The 15,967-nt window shown below is 70.9% G+C and carries 16 protein-coding genes; 11 read left to right on the forward strand and 5 right to left on the reverse strand.

All coding sequences use genetic code 11. The features are described 5' to 3' along the window. The first annotated feature begins 45 nt into the window (after positions 1 to 45). The 4 genes from ATK30_RS38360 (at position 46) to ATK30_RS38375 (ending at position 2,694) form a co-directional block, all read left to right on the forward strand. Positions 46 to 513: a MarR family winged helix-turn-helix transcriptional regulator gene (locus ATK30_RS38360; RefSeq protein WP_101439610.1), complete on the forward strand. Its 468-nt coding sequence runs from the start codon at positions 46 to 48 to the stop codon at positions 511 to 513. Positions 514 to 582: 69 nt separating this feature from the next. Continuing rightward, on the forward strand, positions 583 to 1,143 hold the full coding sequence (locus ATK30_RS38365; protein ID WP_101439611.1) for a hemerythrin domain-containing protein: 561 nt from the start codon (positions 583 to 585) through the stop codon (positions 1,141 to 1,143). Positions 1,144 to 1,163: 20 nt separating this feature from the next. Beyond that, positions 1,164 to 2,435, forward strand: a complete 1,272-nt coding sequence (locus ATK30_RS38370) for an ATP-grasp domain-containing protein (protein ID WP_101439612.1) — start codon at positions 1,164 to 1,166, stop codon at positions 2,433 to 2,435. Between the two features lie 22 nt (positions 2,436 to 2,457). Then, positions 2,458 to 2,694 (forward strand): DUF2188 domain-containing protein, encoded by a 237-nt coding sequence (locus tag ATK30_RS38375; protein ID WP_101439613.1) that lies wholly within the window; start codon positions 2,458 to 2,460, stop codon positions 2,692 to 2,694. Positions 2,695 to 2,704: 10 nt separating this feature from the next. Here the strand turns inward: ATK30_RS38375 and ATK30_RS38380 are convergent, their stop codons facing one another. Beyond that, on the reverse strand, positions 2,705 to 3,595 hold the full coding sequence (locus ATK30_RS38380) for an alpha/beta hydrolase fold domain-containing protein (RefSeq protein ID WP_101439614.1): 891 nt from the start codon (positions 3,593 to 3,595) through the stop codon (positions 2,705 to 2,707). Between the two features lie 72 nt (positions 3,596 to 3,667). Here ATK30_RS38380 and ATK30_RS38385 point away from each other — a divergent pair, with 72 nt between their 5' ends. After that, positions 3,668 to 5,698 (forward strand): CocE/NonD family hydrolase, encoded by a 2,031-nt coding sequence (locus ATK30_RS38385; protein ID WP_101439615.1) that lies wholly within the window; start codon positions 3,668 to 3,670, stop codon positions 5,696 to 5,698. Positions 5,699 to 5,702: 4 nt separating this feature from the next. On the opposite strand, the gene ATK30_RS38390 is transcribed toward ATK30_RS38385, so the two are convergent. After that, positions 5,703 to 8,087: a molybdopterin oxidoreductase family protein gene (locus ATK30_RS38390; RefSeq protein WP_101439616.1), complete on the reverse strand. Its 2,385-nt coding sequence runs from the start codon at positions 8,085 to 8,087 to the stop codon at positions 5,703 to 5,705. A gap of 124 nt (positions 8,088 to 8,211) precedes the next feature. Here ATK30_RS38390 and ATK30_RS38395 point away from each other — a divergent pair, with 124 nt between their 5' ends. From ATK30_RS38395 to ATK30_RS38410, 5 genes are read left to right on the forward strand one after another with little or no spacing between them, the layout of a single operon-like run. Beyond that, positions 8,212 to 8,664, forward strand: coding sequence for a hypothetical protein (locus ATK30_RS38395; RefSeq protein WP_101439617.1), 453 nt, complete (start codon positions 8,212 to 8,214; stop codon positions 8,662 to 8,664). A 20-nt stretch (positions 8,665 to 8,684) separates the two neighbouring features. Next, positions 8,685 to 9,887, forward strand: a complete 1,203-nt coding sequence (locus ATK30_RS38400) for a zinc-dependent alcohol dehydrogenase (protein ID WP_101439618.1) — start codon at positions 8,685 to 8,687, stop codon at positions 9,885 to 9,887. Next, on the forward strand, positions 9,884 to 10,060 hold the full coding sequence (locus ATK30_RS45190; RefSeq protein ID WP_158242556.1) for a hypothetical protein: 177 nt from the start codon (positions 9,884 to 9,886) through the stop codon (positions 10,058 to 10,060). Before ATK30_RS38400 ends, ATK30_RS45190 begins: the two co-directional genes overlap by 4 nt. Before the next feature lie 58 nt (positions 10,061 to 10,118). Continuing rightward, positions 10,119 to 11,051 (forward strand): glycosyltransferase, encoded by a 933-nt coding sequence (locus tag ATK30_RS38405; RefSeq protein ID WP_101439619.1) that lies wholly within the window; start codon positions 10,119 to 10,121, stop codon positions 11,049 to 11,051. Then, positions 11,051 to 12,262 carry a glycosyltransferase gene (locus tag ATK30_RS38410; RefSeq protein WP_101439620.1) on the forward strand — a complete coding sequence of 404 codons (1,212 nt, stop codon included), beginning with the start codon at positions 11,051 to 11,053 and terminating at the stop codon, positions 12,260 to 12,262. The genes ATK30_RS38405 and ATK30_RS38410 overlap by 1 nt, the downstream gene beginning before the upstream one ends. 60 nt (positions 12,263 to 12,322) lie before the next feature. On the opposite strand, the gene ATK30_RS38415 is transcribed toward ATK30_RS38410, so the two are convergent. The 3 genes from ATK30_RS38415 to ATK30_RS38425 are packed head-to-tail and all read right to left on the reverse strand — an operon-like array spanning position 12,323 to position 14,939. Continuing rightward, entirely contained in the window at positions 12,323 to 13,222 is a 900-nt protein-coding gene (locus tag ATK30_RS38415; RefSeq protein WP_463672413.1) for a glycosyltransferase family 2 protein, read from the reverse strand. Continuing rightward, entirely contained in the window at positions 13,219 to 14,073 is an 855-nt protein-coding gene (locus ATK30_RS38420) for a glycosyltransferase family 2 protein (protein ID WP_101439622.1), read from the reverse strand. The genes ATK30_RS38415 and ATK30_RS38420 overlap by 4 nt, the downstream gene beginning before the upstream one ends. After that, positions 14,070 to 14,939 carry a polysaccharide pyruvyl transferase family protein gene (locus ATK30_RS38425; protein WP_101439623.1) on the reverse strand — a complete coding sequence of 290 codons (870 nt, stop codon included), beginning with the start codon at positions 14,937 to 14,939 and terminating at the stop codon, positions 14,070 to 14,072. Before ATK30_RS38425 ends, ATK30_RS38420 begins: the two co-directional genes overlap by 4 nt. A gap of 62 nt (positions 14,940 to 15,001) precedes the next feature. Here ATK30_RS38425 and ATK30_RS38430 point away from each other — a divergent pair, with 62 nt between their 5' ends. After that, positions 15,002 to 15,946 carry an NAD-dependent epimerase/dehydratase family protein gene (locus ATK30_RS38430; RefSeq protein ID WP_101439624.1) on the forward strand — a complete coding sequence of 315 codons (945 nt, stop codon included), beginning with the start codon at positions 15,002 to 15,004 and terminating at the stop codon, positions 15,944 to 15,946. The last annotated feature ends 21 nt before the right edge of the window (positions 15,947 to 15,967 follow it).

Below are 15,967 nucleotides of genomic sequence, written 5' to 3' on the forward strand. Positions count from 1 at the left end.
GATTACCTAACGACATTAGTTCTGTCCAGCGGCTAGGATCCGGGCATGGACGAACTGCGCCCGCCGACCCTGCTCGCGCTGCCCTCGTACCTGGCCGGGCACGTCGCGCGGATCGGACGCCGGGAGCTCGTCAGCGCGCTCGAGGCGCACGACCTCCGGCTGCCGCATTTCGCCGTGCTGGCCGGTCTTTCCGACTTCGGGCCGCTGGCGCAGCACGCGCTCGCCGACCGGCTTGGGCTCAACCGCAGCCACCTCGTGGGCTACCTGGACGAACTGGAGCGCCGGGAGCTCGTCGGCCGCGAACGCGACCCGGACGACCGGCGGCGCCAGCGCGTCACGCTCACCGAGGCCGGGAAGACGCTGACGCGGGAGCTGAAAGCCGAGGCCAGCCGTTCGCAGGACGCGTTCCTTGCCGAACTGTCCGCCCGAGAACGCGAAACGCTGATTTCCCTGCTGCGGCGGGTGGTGGTCGCGGACGACCGGGCGCGGTCCGGGGCCGGGCCGGGAGAGTAGTTCCGTTTCGGGTGGTTGCCGTGCGGCGCAACGGGTAACCGGAGGTTTCCCGACACCCGAGGAGGCAGCATGGCCGCACCCACCCGAACCGATCTGATCACCGTGATCACCGACGACCACCGCGACGTCGAGCGGGTGTTCGCCGAACTCGAGAGGGAACCCGAGGCGGGCAACCGGAAAGACGTGGTCGACCACGTGATCGCCGAGCTGGTCCGGCATTCCGTCGCCGAAGAGCAGCACATGTACCCGGCCGCGCGCAAGCACCTCGACGGCGGCGACCAGATCGCCGACCACGAGATCGAGGAGCACGCCGAGGCCGAGAAGGTGATGAAGCAGCTCGAGCGCAAGAACCCCGGGGAACCGGAGTACGAGGAGCTGCTCGGCAAGCTCATCGCCGACGTCCGGCACCACATCAAGGACGAGGAGAACGACCTGCTGCCGCGGCTGCGGGAGGCGTGTTCGGCCGAGGAGCTGGACAAGCTGGGCGAGCAGGTGCTGGCGGCGAAGAAGATCGCGCCGACCCGGCCGCATCCGGCCGCGCCGAGCAAGCCGCCGGCGAATCTGATCCTCGCGCCGGGAGCGGCGTTCGTCGACAAGATCCGCGACGCGCTGAGCGGGCGGAAGAGCTGACCGGACGGAAGAGCGGAACGATGACAGACGACGTGTTCGTGCTCGGTCTTGACGAGGAGAACGAGCGCATCCTGAGAAGACTCCCGTCCGCGGCCGGGCTGCGGTTCCGCCCGCTGCTCAGCCCGGACGAGCTGCAGCACGGCGAGATCGACTTCCCGGACCTGATGGAGAAGGCCCGCCAGCAGCTGGACGATTTCGACGGCGAGCCCGCCGCGATCGTGACCTATTGGGATTTCCCGGCCGCCAGCATGGCCCCGCTGCTGTGCGAGGAGCACGGCCTCCCGCACGTGCCGCTCCCGGCGGTGCTCAAATGCGAGCACAAGTACTGGAGCAGGCTCGAACAGCGGAAGGTGATCGACGAACTGCCGCCGTTCGGCATCGTCGACCTGGACGGGGACCCGCAGCCGCCGCCGGGGGTGGACTTCCCGATGTGGCTGAAACCGGTCAAGGGATTCTCGTCGGAACTGGCGTTTCACGTGCGGGACAAGCAGGGCTTCGCGGACGCCGTCGAAGAACTGCGGGAGGGCGTCGGACGGGTCGGGGACCCGTTCGAGGACGTGTTGCGCCAGGTCGATCTGCCGCGCGAGATCGCCGAGGTGGGCGGGGCCGCCTGCCTGGCCGAATCCGAACTGCACGGGGTCCAGGCGGCGGTCGAGGGGTACGTCTGGAAGGGCGAGGTGCACGTCTACGCCGCGCTGGATTCGCTCGATTTCCCCGGCCGGTCCTCGTTTCTGCGGCACCAGTACCCGTCGCAGCTGCCGGACGAGACCGTCCGGCGGATGGCCGACATCGCCGAACGCGTGATGCGGCAGATCGGCTTCGAGAACGGCACGTTCAGCATCGAGTTCTTCTGCGACCTGCAGTCCGGGCAGGTGTGCCTGCTGGAGATCAACCCGAGGCATTCGCAGTCGCACGCGGAGCTGTTCGAGCTGGTCGACGGCGTGGCCAACCACGAGATCATGGTCCGGCTCGGGCTCGGGCTGGAACCGCGTTTCCCGCGCGGCCGAGGGCAGTACCGCATCGCCGGCCGTTGTTACGTGCGCCGGTTCGACGGCGACGCGGTGGTGACCCGGATTCCGACCGAGGCGGAGATCTCCGCGCTGTGCGAGGAACTCGGCGGCACGACGGTCTCGATCACGCCGGAGGAAGGCCAGCGGCTGTCCGACCTGCCTGAGCAGGACAGCTACTCGTTCGAACTGGCGGAGCTGATCATCGGCGCGGACACCGAGGACGAACTCGAGGCGAAGTACCAGAAGTGCACGGAACGGCTGCGCTTCGAGTTCGAGGACTGAGGACTGAAGGGGAGAAGCGAAGGTGGACGGCGACGTCGAGACGCTGTATGAGAACCAGTTGTGGAAGAACCGCGTGGAGGGACACCAGCGCGCGGCGAACACGACGAAGTCCCGCGAGGAAGCGGTGAAAACGGGACGGCATATGGCGAAGGCTCGGCGCTCTGTCCACATTGTCCGGACCGAGGACGGGAAGGTGGCGAGCCGCGACGACTACCGGACGAGTCGTCGCGGCGTGCCGCTTCCGGTGGAGCCGGAGTGACCCCGGGGGGTCAGCGGCGGAGGATGCGTTCGAGATGGTTGCGGGCCTGGCGGCCCTCGGGGATCTGCTGCATGAGCCAGTTGTGGAACATGCCGGGGTATTCGGCGTAGTCGACGTCGATCCCGGCGTCGCGGGCGCGGGCGGCGAAGCGGCGGGCGTCCGGGAGGAGGACGTCGCGGGTGCCGATGAACAGGCTGAACGGCCCGAGTCCGGTCAGGTCCGCGTAGAGCGGGCTGATCCGCGGGTCGTGCGGATCGGTGCCCTCGGCGTACATCTTGCCGGCCTCGCGCAGCCCGGTGATGCCGAGCATCGGGTCGTGCTCGTCCAGCACGACCGAAATCGGGTCTTCCAGCGTCACGTCCAGCCACGGAGACAGCAGAATCGTCTGTTTCGGCTGCGGCCGGCCCTCGTCCCGGAGCCGTTGCGCGACCGCCAGCGCGAGCGCCGCACCGGCGGAATCCCCGGACAGGACGGTGTTTTCCGCTGGCTCGGCGCCGAGCGTCTGCTCGAACGCGGCTTGCACCATGGGGAGCGTTTCGACGTTGCTGTGCCGCGGGACGAGCGGATAGATCGGCAGCGTGACCGTGCAGCCGAGCCGGCGCACCAGATCAGCGGCGAACTCCCAGTGGTGTGATTCGATTTCCTCGACGTAACCGCCGCCGTGCAGGTGGAAGACATGCAGTCCGGCCTTGGCGCGCGGCCGCACGGTCCAGCACGCGTACCCGTGCACCTCCCGGTGCTCGAGGTCGAAATGCTTGCGCAGCTTCCGCGGCGGCCGGGCTTGCGACGGCCGCTGGTGGCGGTGCAGGCGCTGGTGCAGCACGCGGGCGTCGTCGTAGAAGGCCTTCTGCCGCGTCGCGCGCAGGTAGGCCTGATACAGCTGGGCTTTCAGGCTGATCATGCCGGACGGATACCCGATTTCCCGCTGCGGGCAACACCGTTTCGTGCGCGCCGGGCCGGGTACCCGGCAGACATGATCACGCGCGCACTCCCTTCGCTGCCGTACGAGATCATCGAGGACGAGGACGTCCGGATCCCCGTTTCGGACGGCACCCGGCTGGCGGCGCGGATCTGGCGGCCCGCCGGATCGGAATCGCTGCCCGTGCCGGGAATCGTCGAGTACATCCCGTACCGCAAGCGAGACCTGACGTCCGTCCGCGACTCGATCCACCATCCTTATCTCGCGGGGCACGGCTACGCCTGCGTGCGCGTCGACCTGCGCGGCTCCGGCGAGTCCGAGGGCGTGCTCGCGGACGAATACCTGGAACAGGAACAACAAGACGCCGAGGACGTGCTGGCCTGGCTCGCCGACCGGCCCTGGTGCGACGGGCGCACCGGCATGATGGGCATTTCCTGGGGCGGGTTCGCCGCGCTGCAGGTCGCGGCGCGGAAACCGCCGAGCCTCGGCGCGATCGTCATCTCGTCGTTCACCGACGACCGGTTCGCCGACGACATGCACTACATGGGCGGCTGCCTGCTGTCGGACAACATCGCCGAGTCCGGGACGATGTTCGGCGAGGCCACGATGCCGCCCGATCCGGCGCTGGTGGGGGACCGCTGGCGCGAAATGTGGCTGGAGCGGCTGGAAAACTGCAGCCTGTGGGCCGAACAGTGGCTGCGTCACCAGCGTCGCGACAGCTACTGGCGGCACGCCTCGGTTTCCGAGGACTACTCCGGCGTGCAGTGCCCGGTGCTCGCCTCCAGCGGCTGGGCCGACGGGTATTCCAATGCGGTCACCCGGCTGCTGGCGAATCTCGACGTGCCGTGCCGCGGGCTGATCGGGCCGTGGTCGCACAAGTATCCGCACCTCGGCGAGCCCGGTCCGGCGATCGGGTACCTGCAGGAGGTCGTGCGCTGGTGGGACCACTGGCTGAAGGACGTCGACAACGGCGTGATGGACGGCCCGGTCCTGCGCACGTGGATGCAGGAAAGCGTGCCGCCGTCGACGTCCTATGAGGACCGTCCCGGCCGCTGGGTCGGGGAGGCGGAGTGGCCTTCGCCGCACATCCGGCCGACGGACTACGCGTTGGCGCGGCACCGGCTCGCACGGCCCGGCGAGTCGGTGGCCGAGGAGCCGCTGAACGTTTCCTCGCCCTTGTCGGTCGGGCAGTTCGCCGGGAAATGGGCGTCGTACAGCGCGCCGCCGGACCTGCCGTACGACCAGCGGGAGGAGGACGGCGGGTCGCTCGTGTTCGACACGGACGTGCTCACCGAGCCGTGCGAAATCCTCGGCGCGCCGGTGGTGAAGCTGCGGGTTTCGGCGGACCAGCCGGTGGCGATGGTGGCCGCGCGGCTGTCCGACGTCGCCCCGGACGGCCGGGCGACGCGGGTGACCTACGGCCTGCTGAACCTCACGCACCGGGACGGCCACGAGGAACCGAAACCCCTTGCCCCGGGCGAAGAGTGCACTGTGGACTTTGAGCTGAACGGGGTGGCGCAGGCGTTCCCGGCCGGACACCGGATCCGGCTCGCACTGTCCACTTCGTACTGGCCGCTCGCGTGGCCGCCGCCGAAACCGGTCACCCTCTCCGTGCGGACCGGGGCGAGCGCGCTGACCCTGCCGGTGCGGCCGACCGGCGAACCGGACGAGGTCGCCCCGGACGAGTTCGGCGAGCCGGAAGGCACGCCGCCGCTGCCGACCACGCAGCTGAGCCGGCCGGAACAGAAGTGGACGGTTTCGCGGGACCTGGTCGCGTACCACTCGGCATTGGACGTCGTGAAGAACTCCGGCACGATCCGGTACGACGACATCGACCTGGAGATCACCCGCGACGTGCACGAGTGCTACACCTGGGTCGCCGACGATTTCTGTTCCCCGGCCGCGGAAACCTCGTGGACGGTGACGTTCGAGCGGGACGACTGGCTGGTCCGGACGGAGACGTACACGCGGGTCAGCTGCACCCCGGAGGAGTTCGTGATCGACGCTCAGCTGGACGGCTACGAGGGGGACCGGCGGCTGGTGTCGAGGAACTGGCATCGCCGGGTGCCGCGCGATCTCCTGTGACGGGTTATTCGACGAGTTGTTCGGAGACCGCCCGGTCGCCGAGTGCGATGGCTTCCTGGGGAGTCCCGTCGGAGATCTTGCGCAGCGTCGCGGCGGCTGTCTTGAACAGCGGCTGCTTCGACACTGGATCCCAGTCCGTGATGGTCAGCTCGTTGGCCGCGCGGACGCCGTCCGCGCCGGTCGGGTCGGGGGTGTCCCAGTAGCCGTAGTGGAACGGCAGGAACAGCACTCCGTCGCGGATCCCGCACGGGCGCGCCTTGGCGCGGACGCGTCCGCGCGGGGTCCGGATCTCGATCAGGTCGCCCTCGGCGATTCCGCCGCGTTCGGCGTCGCGGCAGGACAGCTCGGCCCAGACGTCCGGGGCGGCGGTCTCCAGCTGCGGCGCGCGGCCGGTCTTCGTCCGGGTGTGGAAGTGGTACAGCGTCCGCCCGGTGATCAGCGCGAACGGGTAGTCGGCGCTGGGCGGTTCGGCCGGCACGAGGTACTCGGCCGGCTTGAGCATGGCTTTGCCGTCGGGGTTGTACTCCCGGTATTCCTCCGGCTTGACCGGCTCGCCGGTGTGCAAATCCTTGCCGTATTCCTCGCAGTAGTCCGGGTCGGCGAAGAACGTGCCGTCGGCGTAAAGCCGCTCGGTGCCGTCCGGATGGGCTTCGCCGACCGGCCACTGGACTCCGCTGACCACCCGGAGCTTCTCGTAGGACAGTCCACTGTAGTCGCAGGGCCGTCCGGCGGAAGCCTTTTGCCAAGCCTGGTATGCGGATTCGGCGTCGTGCCACGGCGGGAAGGCAGCGCCGTCGCGGTCGCGCAAGTCCATCCGGCGGGCGTAGTCGAGGAAAATGTCGAGGTCCGGCCGCGCTTGCCCGGGCGGGTCGACCGCCTTCTCGGACAGATGCACGGTGCGGTCGGCGTTCGTGAAGGTCCCGGTTTTCTCGCCCCACATTGCCGCGGGCAGCACCACGTCGGCGAATTCCGCGGTTTCCGTGCGGAAGGCGTCCTGCACGACGAGGAAAAGGCTTTCCTGGCCGAGAATCTTCCGGACCCGGGCCAGTTCGGGAAGCGACACCGCGGGGTTGGTCGCGGAGATCCACCAGAACTTCAGGTCGCCGCTCTCGGCGAGGCCGAGCATCTTCATCAGGTGGGTCGGCGGGCCGTCGTGCGGGATCTGCTCCATCGGCACGTTCCACAGCTCGGCCAGCTGAGCCACGTGCGCGTCGTTGTTCCAGTTCCGGAACCCGGTGAGGTCGCCGTCGGCTCCGCATTCGCGGGTGTTCTCCGCGCTCGGCTGGCCGTTCATCTGGAGCACCCCGCAGCCCGGCCTGCCCAGCATTCCGCGCAGCAGCACGAGGTTGTTCACCTGCACCGCCGCGGCCGTAGCCTGATGCGATTGGTAGAACCCTTGCAGCACCGTGCACAGCAGCCGATCCGTGGTGCCGACCAGCCTTGCCGCGGCCCGGATGTCGTCCGCCGGGACGCCGCAGATCGACGCCGCGCGCTCGGGCGGATAGTCGCGGACGACCTTGACGAGATCGTCGTACCCCACGGTGTGCTGGTCGATCCACGCGTCGTCGCACCAGCCGCGGAGCACGACCTCGTGCAGGATTCCGTTCAGCAGCGCGACATTCGTGCCGGGCAGCGGAGCCAGATGCAGCTCGGCCGCCTCCGCGACCGGGGTCTTCCGCGGGTCGACGCACAGTAGCCGCGGCGGGCGCGGACCGGCGATCCGGTCGAGGATGCGTGACCACAGCACCGGTTGCGTCGCGGCGACGTTGTGCCCGAAGAGTGCGATGACGTCGGCGTGGTCGATGTCGGTGTAGGAGGACGGCTGGCCGTCGCAGCCGAAGCTCTCCTTGAGCGATTCGCCCGCGGTCGCGGTGCACAGCCGCGTGTTGCCGTCGAGATGGTTCGTGCCGAGCGCGCCGCGCGCGATCGCGGCCAGGGTGTAGTACTCCTCGGCGAAAAGCTGTCCGCTGGTGTAGAAGCCGAGCGAGCCGGGTCCTTCGGTGTCGAGCACCGCGCGGCTGCGCTGGACGATCCGGTCCATCGCTTCGTCCCAAGTGGACTCGCGGAGCACGCCGTCATCCCGGACCAGCGGCGTGCGCAGCCGGTCCGGCGCGTTGTTGGCCTGCCAGCCGAAGAGATCCTTGGGATCGAGCCGTCCGCGGTTGACGCGGTCGTCGGCCCGGCCGCGGACGCCGGCGATCCGGCCGTCCTTCACCGCGAGGTCGAGGCCGTCGCCGTTCGAGTGCAGGACCGCGGCGGTGCGGACCCAGCGGTCGACGTCGCCGACCTCGAGGCCGTCGGCGAGGTGGCAGTCGACGCGCACCGGCCAGTCCTCGCCCGGGCCGTACGGCGTGCGCGTGCCCCATGGTTCGGCGATTCCGTCCCGCACCCTGTCTCCCTCTTTCAGCCGACTCGCGCGGGTACCCCGGCAGGCGGCGGCCAAACTCCGGGTTTCGCCCGCGACCCCTCGGGTACGCGCCGAGAGGAGGCCCGCGCGGAGGAGGTCCTGGCAGATGACTGAGCACCGCACGCTCGTAGTCCTGGACGAAGGCGCCCGCGGCGAGGCCCCGCCGGGCTGGCGGCAGGCGGCGCCGGAACACCGGGTCGTGCACTGCCCGCCGGAGAAGGCCCCGACGCTGCTCGACCAGGCGGCGGGCACTCGTCCGCTGGCCGACGTGGTGGCGGGCGGCCAGCTGGCGCCGGTCGCGCTGCGGCTGGCCGAACGGTACCCGCACGCGGTGCGCTCGGTGCTGCTCGTCGGGCCCGACCCAGAGGGCGACGGCCGCGCGTCCCGTGAATGGTTCGCCGCGCACGGCACGCGCGTCGCCTCGGTGCGCGAGGCCGGGGTCGAGGTCGAGGTGCTCCCGCACGGTCCGGCCGGCGCTCCGCTGACCGAACCGCGAGTCGCCGCGGCGGTGGCGTCGACGCTCGACCGGCTTCCGGCGGTCCGCCGCCCGGACTGGTGACGTGAGGAGGAGCGAACGAAGTGAAGGCTGTGGTGTGGCACGGAACTGGGGACATCCGGCTCGACGAGGTGCCCGACCCGAAAATTCTCGAACCCAGCGACGCGATCGTGCGCATCACTCGCAGTGCGATCTGCGGCACTGACCTGCACCTGGTGCGCGGCACGATGCCCGGCATGGCCGAAGGGACCGTGCTCGGGCACGAGGGAGTGGGCGTCGTCGAAGAGGTCGGGCCCGCGGTGCGCGGGTTCTCGCCCGGCGATCGCGTGGTGATCCCGTCGACCATCTCGTGCGGCACGTGTTCCTACTGCCGCTCCGGCTACTACGCGCAATGCGATCGCGCGAACCCGAACGGCCCGTCGGCGGGCACCTGCTTCTTCGGCGGGCCGGAAGCCACCGGCTCGGTCGACGGGCTGCAGGCCGAGTACGCGCGGGTCCCGTTCGCCATGACGTCGCTGGTCCGCGTCCCGGACGCGGTGAGCGACGACCGCGCGATCCTGCTGTCCGACATCTTCCCGACCGCGTGGTTCGGCGCGCGCCTGGCCGAGATCAGCCGCGGGGACAGCGTGCTGGTGCTCGGCGCGGGCGTGGTCGGCCAGTTCGCGATCGCTTCGGCGAAACGCCAGGGCGCGGGCCGGGTGTTCGCGGTGGACGGCATCGCGTCCCGGCTGGACAAGGCGCGCGAACAGAACGCCGAGACGATCAACTTCAACGAGGAGGACCCGGTCGCGCTTGTCCGCGAACTCACCGGCGGGATCGGCGTGGACCGGGTGATCGACGCGGTCGGCGTGGACGCGGAACGGCCGAAGACCGGTCCCGCGGCACCGGCGGAGACCTCGCACTTCGACCAGGAACGTGCCGAGGTCGCGCCCGACGCGGCACCGGACGGCGAGCTGTGGGTGCCGGGCGACGCGCCGAGCCAGGCAGCGCGCTGGGCCGTGGACGCGGTTGCGAAGGCGGGCAGCATCGGCGTGATCGGGGTCTACCCGCCGGGGTTCGAAGGATTCCCGTTCGGGACCGCGATGAACAAGAACCTGACGATCCACCTGGGCAACTGCAACCATCGCCGCTACCTGCCGGAGCTGCTGGACCTCGTGCGCACCGACGTCGTCGACCCGACCGCGTTCATCACGCGCCGCGAGGAGCCGACGGCGGCGATCGAGGCGTACGAGTCGTTCGACCGGCGCGAGGACGGCTGGCTCAAGACCGTGCTGGAGGCGGCATGACCGAGGAACGCCCCGTGGAAGAGCAGACGGCGAACCCGCGCCGCACTCAGGTCGACAAGGACGAGAAGCAGCCGCCCCGGCGGCCCGAACCGGAGAGCCCGCTGGAAGACGAGGAGGGCCGGTCGAAGCGCGGGCATCCGCAGCTGGGCGACAATTTCCGCGGCGAAAGCTGACCCGAGTACCCGGTACAACGGCTGGTTTAACGTCGAAATCCGCGGTTAAGCCAGTCCCATGAGGATCTTGCTCTGGCACGTGCACGGGTCGTGGACGGACGCGTTCGTCCGCGGCCGGCACGAGTACTTCGTCCCGGCGAGCCCGGACGGAGCGCCGTGGGGACTGGGCCGGGCGGGACGGGACTGGCCGTCGGTGACCGAGGTCCCGGTCGACCGGCTCGCGGACGCCCGGCCGGACGTGGTCGTGCTCCAGCGGCCGGAGGAAGCCGCGTTCGTCCGGCCGCAGCTGGGCTCGCGGGTGCCGATGGTGTACGTCGAGCACAACGCGCCGCGGCACGGCGCCGCGGTCTCCCGGCATCCGATGGCCGACCAGGACGAGGTGCCGATCGTGCACGTCACCTCGTACAACGCGCTGATGTGGGACAACGGGATCGCGCCCGTGGTCGTCATCCCGCACGGCATCCCGGACCCCGGCGAGCGCTACACCGGCGAGCTGCCCGCGGGCGCGGCGATGATCAACGAACCGCGGCGCCGCGCCCGCGTGACCGGTGCCGACCTGCTGCCGGCGTTCCGCGAAATCGCGCCGGTGAACGTGTTCGGCATGGGCACCGAAGGCTTGCCCGGCGGACAGGGCGACGTGCGTCCGCCGCGGCTGCACGACGAACTCGCCCGGCACCGCGTGTACTTGCACACCGCGCGCTGGACGTCGCTGGGGCTGTCGCTGCTGGAAGCGATGCACCTGGGCATGCCGATCGTCGCGGTGGCCTCCACGGAAGCGCCTTCGGCGGTGCCGCCGGACGCCGGGGTGTGCTCCGCTGACATCGAAGTGCTCGCGCGCCGGTTCCGGGAACTCGTGCACGAACCGGATTTCGCCGTGCTGGCAGGCAAAGCGGCCCGCGAACACGCACTGGCGCACTTCGGCCTCGACGCGTTCTTGTCGCGCTGGGACCGCCTGCTCGCCGAAACCGTCCCCGCTGCGGAAGGAGTCTGATGAGGATCTCGATGGTGTCCGAACACGCCAGCCCGCTCGCCGCGCTGGGGGAGGAGGACGCGGGCGGCCAGAACGTCCATGTGGCCGACCTTTCCGCGGCGCTGGTGCGCGCCGGCCACGACGTGACTGTCTACACGCGCCGCGACGACCCGGACTCGCCGGACACGGTGGAGACGCCCGCGGGCTACCGCGTGGTGCATGTACCGGCTGGCCCGCCGCGGCGGCTGCCGAAGGACGAGCTTCTGCCGTACATGGGGGAATTCGGCAGCTGGCTGCGCGACCGGTGGACGGAGGAGCCGCCGGACGTGGCGCACGCGCACTTTTGGATGTCCGGCGTGGCCACGGTTCTCGCCGCGCGCGAGGCCGGGGTGCCGACCGTGCAGACTTTTCACGCGCTCGGCGTCGTGAAGCGGCGGCATCAAGGGGACGCGGACACGAGCCCGCCGGACCGGATGCGGCTGGAGCGGATGATCGGCAAGCAGGTCGACCGGATCGTCGCGACCTGCTCGGACGAGGTGTTCGAACTGGCTCGGCAGGGGGTGCCGCGGCAGCGGATCTCGGTGGTGCCGTGCGGGGTCGACCTCGACCGGTTCGGCGGAGGCGGCCCGGTCGCGCCGCGGAACGCGCCGAAGCGGGTCGTTTCGGTGGGGAGGCTGGTGCCGCGCAAGGGATTCGACCTGGCGATCGCGGCGTTGGCTCGCGTGCCGGAGACCGAGCTGGTGATCGCGGGCGGACCGGCTTCCGGAGCGCTTTCCCGGGACCCGGAGGCCCAGCGGTTGCAGCGGCTCGCGGAGAAGCTCGGGGTGGCCGACCGGGTGCAGCTGGCGGGGCAGGTGAGCCGGGCTGAGATGCCGGCCTTGTTGCGTTCGGCGGACGCGGTGCTGTGCACGCCGTGGTACGAGCCGTTCGGGATCGTTCCCCTCGAGGCCATGGCCTGCGGGGTTCCGGTGGTGGCCGCTGCCGTCGGCGGTTTGACGGACACCGTGGTGGACGGGATCACCGGGCGGCTGGTGCCGCCGCGCGATCCGGCGCGGCTGGCCGCCCGGTTGCGGGCGTTGCTGGACGAGCCCGCGGAGCTGGAAGCACTGGGGACCGCGGGGCAGGAGCGGGTCCGGGCGCGGTACTCCTGGGACCGGATCGCGGCCGAGACTGTGCGGGCGTACGAGAAGGCCATGCCGGTGGGGGAGTCCGGCTGGGCCGCGGTGCCGTGACGCCGGGGAGCGTGCCGGGCCGGACGGCTCTTCGCTGATCCGGCCCGGCAAGCCTCCCGGTCAGCCGGTGTAACGCCGGGCTGCCGACTTGCGCTGGGGTTCCTCCAGCAGCCGCAACCCGTGCTCGACCTCGGCCGGAACCACCGACCGCTCCCGCAGCACCCAGGGCAGTCCGCGCAAGCACTCCGCCACCGCGGCGACCGTCGTCCGGTCCCGGGGCGCGGAAGCCAGCACGGCGGCTCCCCGGCGCAACACCGAACGCCATGGGCGGCGCAACATCAACGTCCACAACGTATTCCGGATCCCCAGCCCCCGCCGCCGGCGCGGATCGCGCAGCTTCGACGGGGCGTGGTGGATCACGACGTCCTCCCGCCAGCACATCCGCCAGCCGAGCGCGGCGAGGTCGAGCGCGAGCAATTCCTCCTCGCCGCCCAGCCACATGCGCGGCGAGAAGCCGCCGACGTCGCGGAACGCGCGCACCCGGACCATCGTCAGCCCGGCCATGATCCCGAGCAGCGCGGGGCCGGGCAGCCATTCCGGGCCGGGCACCGGCGAAAACCGCAGTTCCGGCGTGATCGGGTCCTCCCGCAAATCCGGTTCGACCAGGCAGCGTCCGGTCACCGAACCGAGGCCGGGGTGCGCGTCCAGCACGTCGGCGGCGCGGGCGAGGGAGCCGGGCTGCCAGGTCGTGTCGTCGTCGCAGAACGCCACGTACGGTGTCGTCACCTCGCGCACCGCGATGTTGCGGCCGACCGCGCCGAGGTTCTGGTCGAGCTTGATCAGCCGCAGCTCGGGGAAGTCGCGGGCGACGAGATCGGCGGTGCCGTCGGTGGAAGCGTTGTCCACCACGAAAATCGGCGGACGCTCCGGCAGCGCGACGAGGTGCTTGAGCGTTTCCCGCAGCTGTTCGCGGCGGTTGTGCGTGATCACCACGACAGACGCGCGGTCCTCCATGCTCATCCCTCCGTCAGCCGGGCTTGTCGTTCGATCGCGGCGGGCAGCACCCGGCGGCGAGCCAGCGCCCGCGGCAGCCGGACTGCGGCGGCCGCGAGTGCGGCGAGCAGACCCGGTTCCCTCGGCGCGCGGGCGAGCAACCGCCGCAGTTGGTGCGCGCAGACGTCGGCCGGCCGCCGTTGCCAGGCGATGAGCAGCTGGTTCCGGGCCTCGGCTCGCCGACGCCAGCCCGGCGACGGCCGGGACGGCGACGGATGATGGTGCGCCACCACGTCTTCGGCGTAGCAGAGCTGCCAGCCTGCCGCGGCGAGGTCGTAGGACAGCAGCTGTTCCTCGGCGCCGAAGTGCAGCATCGGGCTGAACCCGCCGACTTGCAGGAAAGCCGACCGCCGCACGATCGCGGAGCAGGCGAGGAAACCGAGCACGAGCGGGCCGGGCGCGTCCGGCGGAGTCCCTAGCGGACTGTGCGCGAGGGCCGGGGTGATGGGGTCTTCGCGTTCTTCCGGGCCGACCAGGGTCCGTCCGGTGAGGAGGCCGAGCCGAGGGTGAGCGTCGAAGAGCTTCTCGGCGCGGGAGAGTGCGTCGGGAGCCCACCAGGAGTCGTCGTCGCTGAACGCGACATACGGAGTCCGGGCGGCGATGACGCCTTGGTTGCGCGCGGTGGCTCCGTGGTTGTGCGGGCTTCGGATGACGCGGACCTGCTCGAAGGAAGCGGCGATGTCGGCCGTGTGGTCGGAAGAACCGTTGTCCAGGACGATCACCGGCGGTTGAGGGTCTACTGTGGACAGTTGGGCGAGAGTGCGCGCCAGTTCGTCAGCCCGGTTGCGGGTGGCCACGACGACGGTCGTCCGGCTCACGGCATTTCCTCGAGCGCACCGACGAGTTCGGCCAGCGGCCCGGGAAACGGGTGTTCCGCGGCGGCGCGGGCGCGTGCTTCGGCGGAACAGCACCATTCGAACCACTTGTCGAGGTCGGCTCGGGTGGCGTCCGCGGGAAGGACGGCGGGCCAGCGCAGCGCGGTCGCCTGTGCGGTCACTTTGCCGCCGTGCGCGACCGGGTCGACGGCGAGCACCGGGACGCCGGCCTTCAGCCCGAGGGCGAGGCCGTGCAGCCGGGTGCTGACCAGCACGTCCAACCGGGACAGCGTGCTCACGAACTGGTCCGGCGTCGCGCAATGCCGCCAGTCGTCGGTGGCGAGGCGGGTGTCGAGCGGGACGCGGCCGCAGTCGAGGTCGCGCAGCCAGGCGGCGAGGGTCGTGTGCACTGTCTCGTGCCGCCGGTCGGCGCCGTATTCGGGCTGGTCCGGCGCGAGCACGACGCCGACGACCGGCGGTGACTCGACGCGGGTGGCGAGGGACAGGTCGGCAGCGCAGGCGTCGCCGTCGTCCCGGGGGAGAACCACGTCGAATCCGGTGACCGCGGGGTCCGCCGGATCGGGCACGGACACGCCGACCGCCAGCCTCCGGCTCCGCGGGTATCGGCGGTGCAGCTCGTGCAGTTGCGTGCCGCGCAACGGGCCGCAGGCGAAGACAATGTGGGTGAACGCGTCCGGCTCGGCGTCGTCCAGATGCGGGCCCTCGGGGCGGAACGCCGGGCTCCACGCGGTCAGGTGGTCGACCCCGGCTTCGGTCAGGACATCGCTCACCGCGCGCAGACTGAGCACGTCGCCCGCGGTGGCCTCGCCGTGCCGGAAACTCGCCCAGCCGGTCAGGAGTACTCGCATACGCGGCGGTTACCCGCGGGTCCCCGGGGTTAACGCGGCGCTGCCCGGGTATCCGGCGCGGCATGGTTTTCTCTCACGCGGTAGTCACCGGCGGAGCCGGGTTCGTAGGCGCGCGGCTGTGCGCGAAACTGCTCGAAGCGGGCGCGAGAGTGACCGCAGTGGACAATCTCTCGACCGCTCGCCCCGGCGCGCTGGACGCCGTCGCCGGACATCCGCGGTTCCGGTTGCTGGAGCACGACGTGACCAAGCCGATTCCGGTGCCCGGGGCGGTCGACGTGGTGTTCCACCTCGCCTCACCGGCATCGCCTCGGGATTACTTGCGGCTGCCGCTCGAGACGCTGCGCGTGGGTTCGATCGGCACCGAGAACGCCCTCGCCGCGGCGCGCGGGGCGCGGTTCGTTCTCGCGTCCACCAGCGAGGTGTACGGCGACCCGCTGGAGCATCCGCAGCGCGAAACCTATTGGGGCAACGTGAACCCGATCGGCCCGCGCAGCGTGTACGACGAGGCCAAGCGCTACGCCGAAGCGTTGACGAGTGCGACGCGGCGCGGCGAAGGCGCGAACACCGGGATCGCGCGGATCTTCAACACCTACGGCCCTGGGATGCGGGCCGACGACGGCCGGATGGTGCCGGCGTTCATCACCAAGGCGCTCGCGGGCGAACCGCTCACCGTCGAGGGGAGCGGGCGGCAGACGCGGTCGTTGTGTTTCGTGGACGACACTGTCGACGGCTTGCTCGCGCTGGCGCGGTCGGACCACCCCGGCCCGGTGAACCTCGGCAACCCCGATGAACTTTCGGTGCGGGAGATCGCGGAACGGGTGATCGCGATCACCGGGTCGGCTTCGCGGATCGAGCACGTCGACCCGGCCGTGGACGATCCGCGCCGGAGGTGCCCGGACATCTCGCTCGCGCGCCGGGAGCTCGGCTGGGCGCCGCGGATTCCGGCCGGGGAAGGGTTGCGGCGCACGGCGGAATGGTTCGCCGCGCGGCGGGCCGCCGCGGCGTGACCGGGGCGTCGCTTCGGTGAG

The sequence above is a fragment of the Amycolatopsis echigonensis genome, from assembly GCF_002846615.1.
In the GTDB taxonomy this organism is placed as follows: domain Bacteria; phylum Actinomycetota; class Actinomycetes; order Mycobacteriales; family Pseudonocardiaceae; genus Amycolatopsis; species Amycolatopsis echigonensis.

Bases quoted from the DNA above. Each gene is read 5' to 3' on its own strand.
- ATK30_RS38360 (WP_101439610.1), top strand. From the start codon at position 46: ATGGACGAACTGCGCCCGCCGACCCTGCTCGCGCTGCCCTCGTACCTG.
- ATK30_RS38365 (WP_101439611.1), top strand. From the start codon at position 583: ATGGCCGCACCCACCCGAACCGATCTGATCACCGTGATCACCGACGAC.
- ATK30_RS38370 (WP_101439612.1), top strand. From the start codon at position 1,164: ATGACAGACGACGTGTTCGTGCTCGGTCTTGACGAGGAGAACGAGCGC.
- ATK30_RS38380 (WP_101439614.1), bottom strand. From the start codon at position 3,595: ATGATCAGCCTGAAAGCCCAGCTGTATCAGGCCTACCTGCGCGCGACG.
- ATK30_RS38385 (WP_101439615.1), top strand. From the start codon at position 3,668: ATGATCACGCGCGCACTCCCTTCGCTGCCGTACGAGATCATCGAGGAC.
- ATK30_RS38395 (WP_101439617.1), top strand. From the start codon at position 8,212: ATGACTGAGCACCGCACGCTCGTAGTCCTGGACGAAGGCGCCCGCGGC.
- ATK30_RS45190 (WP_158242556.1), top strand. From the start codon at position 9,884: ATGACCGAGGAACGCCCCGTGGAAGAGCAGACGGCGAACCCGCGCCGC.
- ATK30_RS38405 (WP_101439619.1), top strand. From the start codon at position 10,119: ATGAGGATCTTGCTCTGGCACGTGCACGGGTCGTGGACGGACGCGTTC.
- ATK30_RS38410 (WP_101439620.1), top strand. From the start codon at position 11,051: ATGAGGATCTCGATGGTGTCCGAACACGCCAGCCCGCTCGCCGCGCTG.
- ATK30_RS38415 (WP_463672413.1), bottom strand. From the start codon at position 13,222: ATGAGCATGGAGGACCGCGCGTCTGTCGTGGTGATCACGCACAACCGC.
- ATK30_RS38425 (WP_101439623.1), bottom strand. From the start codon at position 14,939: ATGCGAGTACTCCTGACCGGCTGGGCGAGTTTCCGGCACGGCGAGGCC.
- ATK30_RS38430 (WP_101439624.1), top strand. From the start codon at position 15,002: ATGGTTTTCTCTCACGCGGTAGTCACCGGCGGAGCCGGGTTCGTAGGC.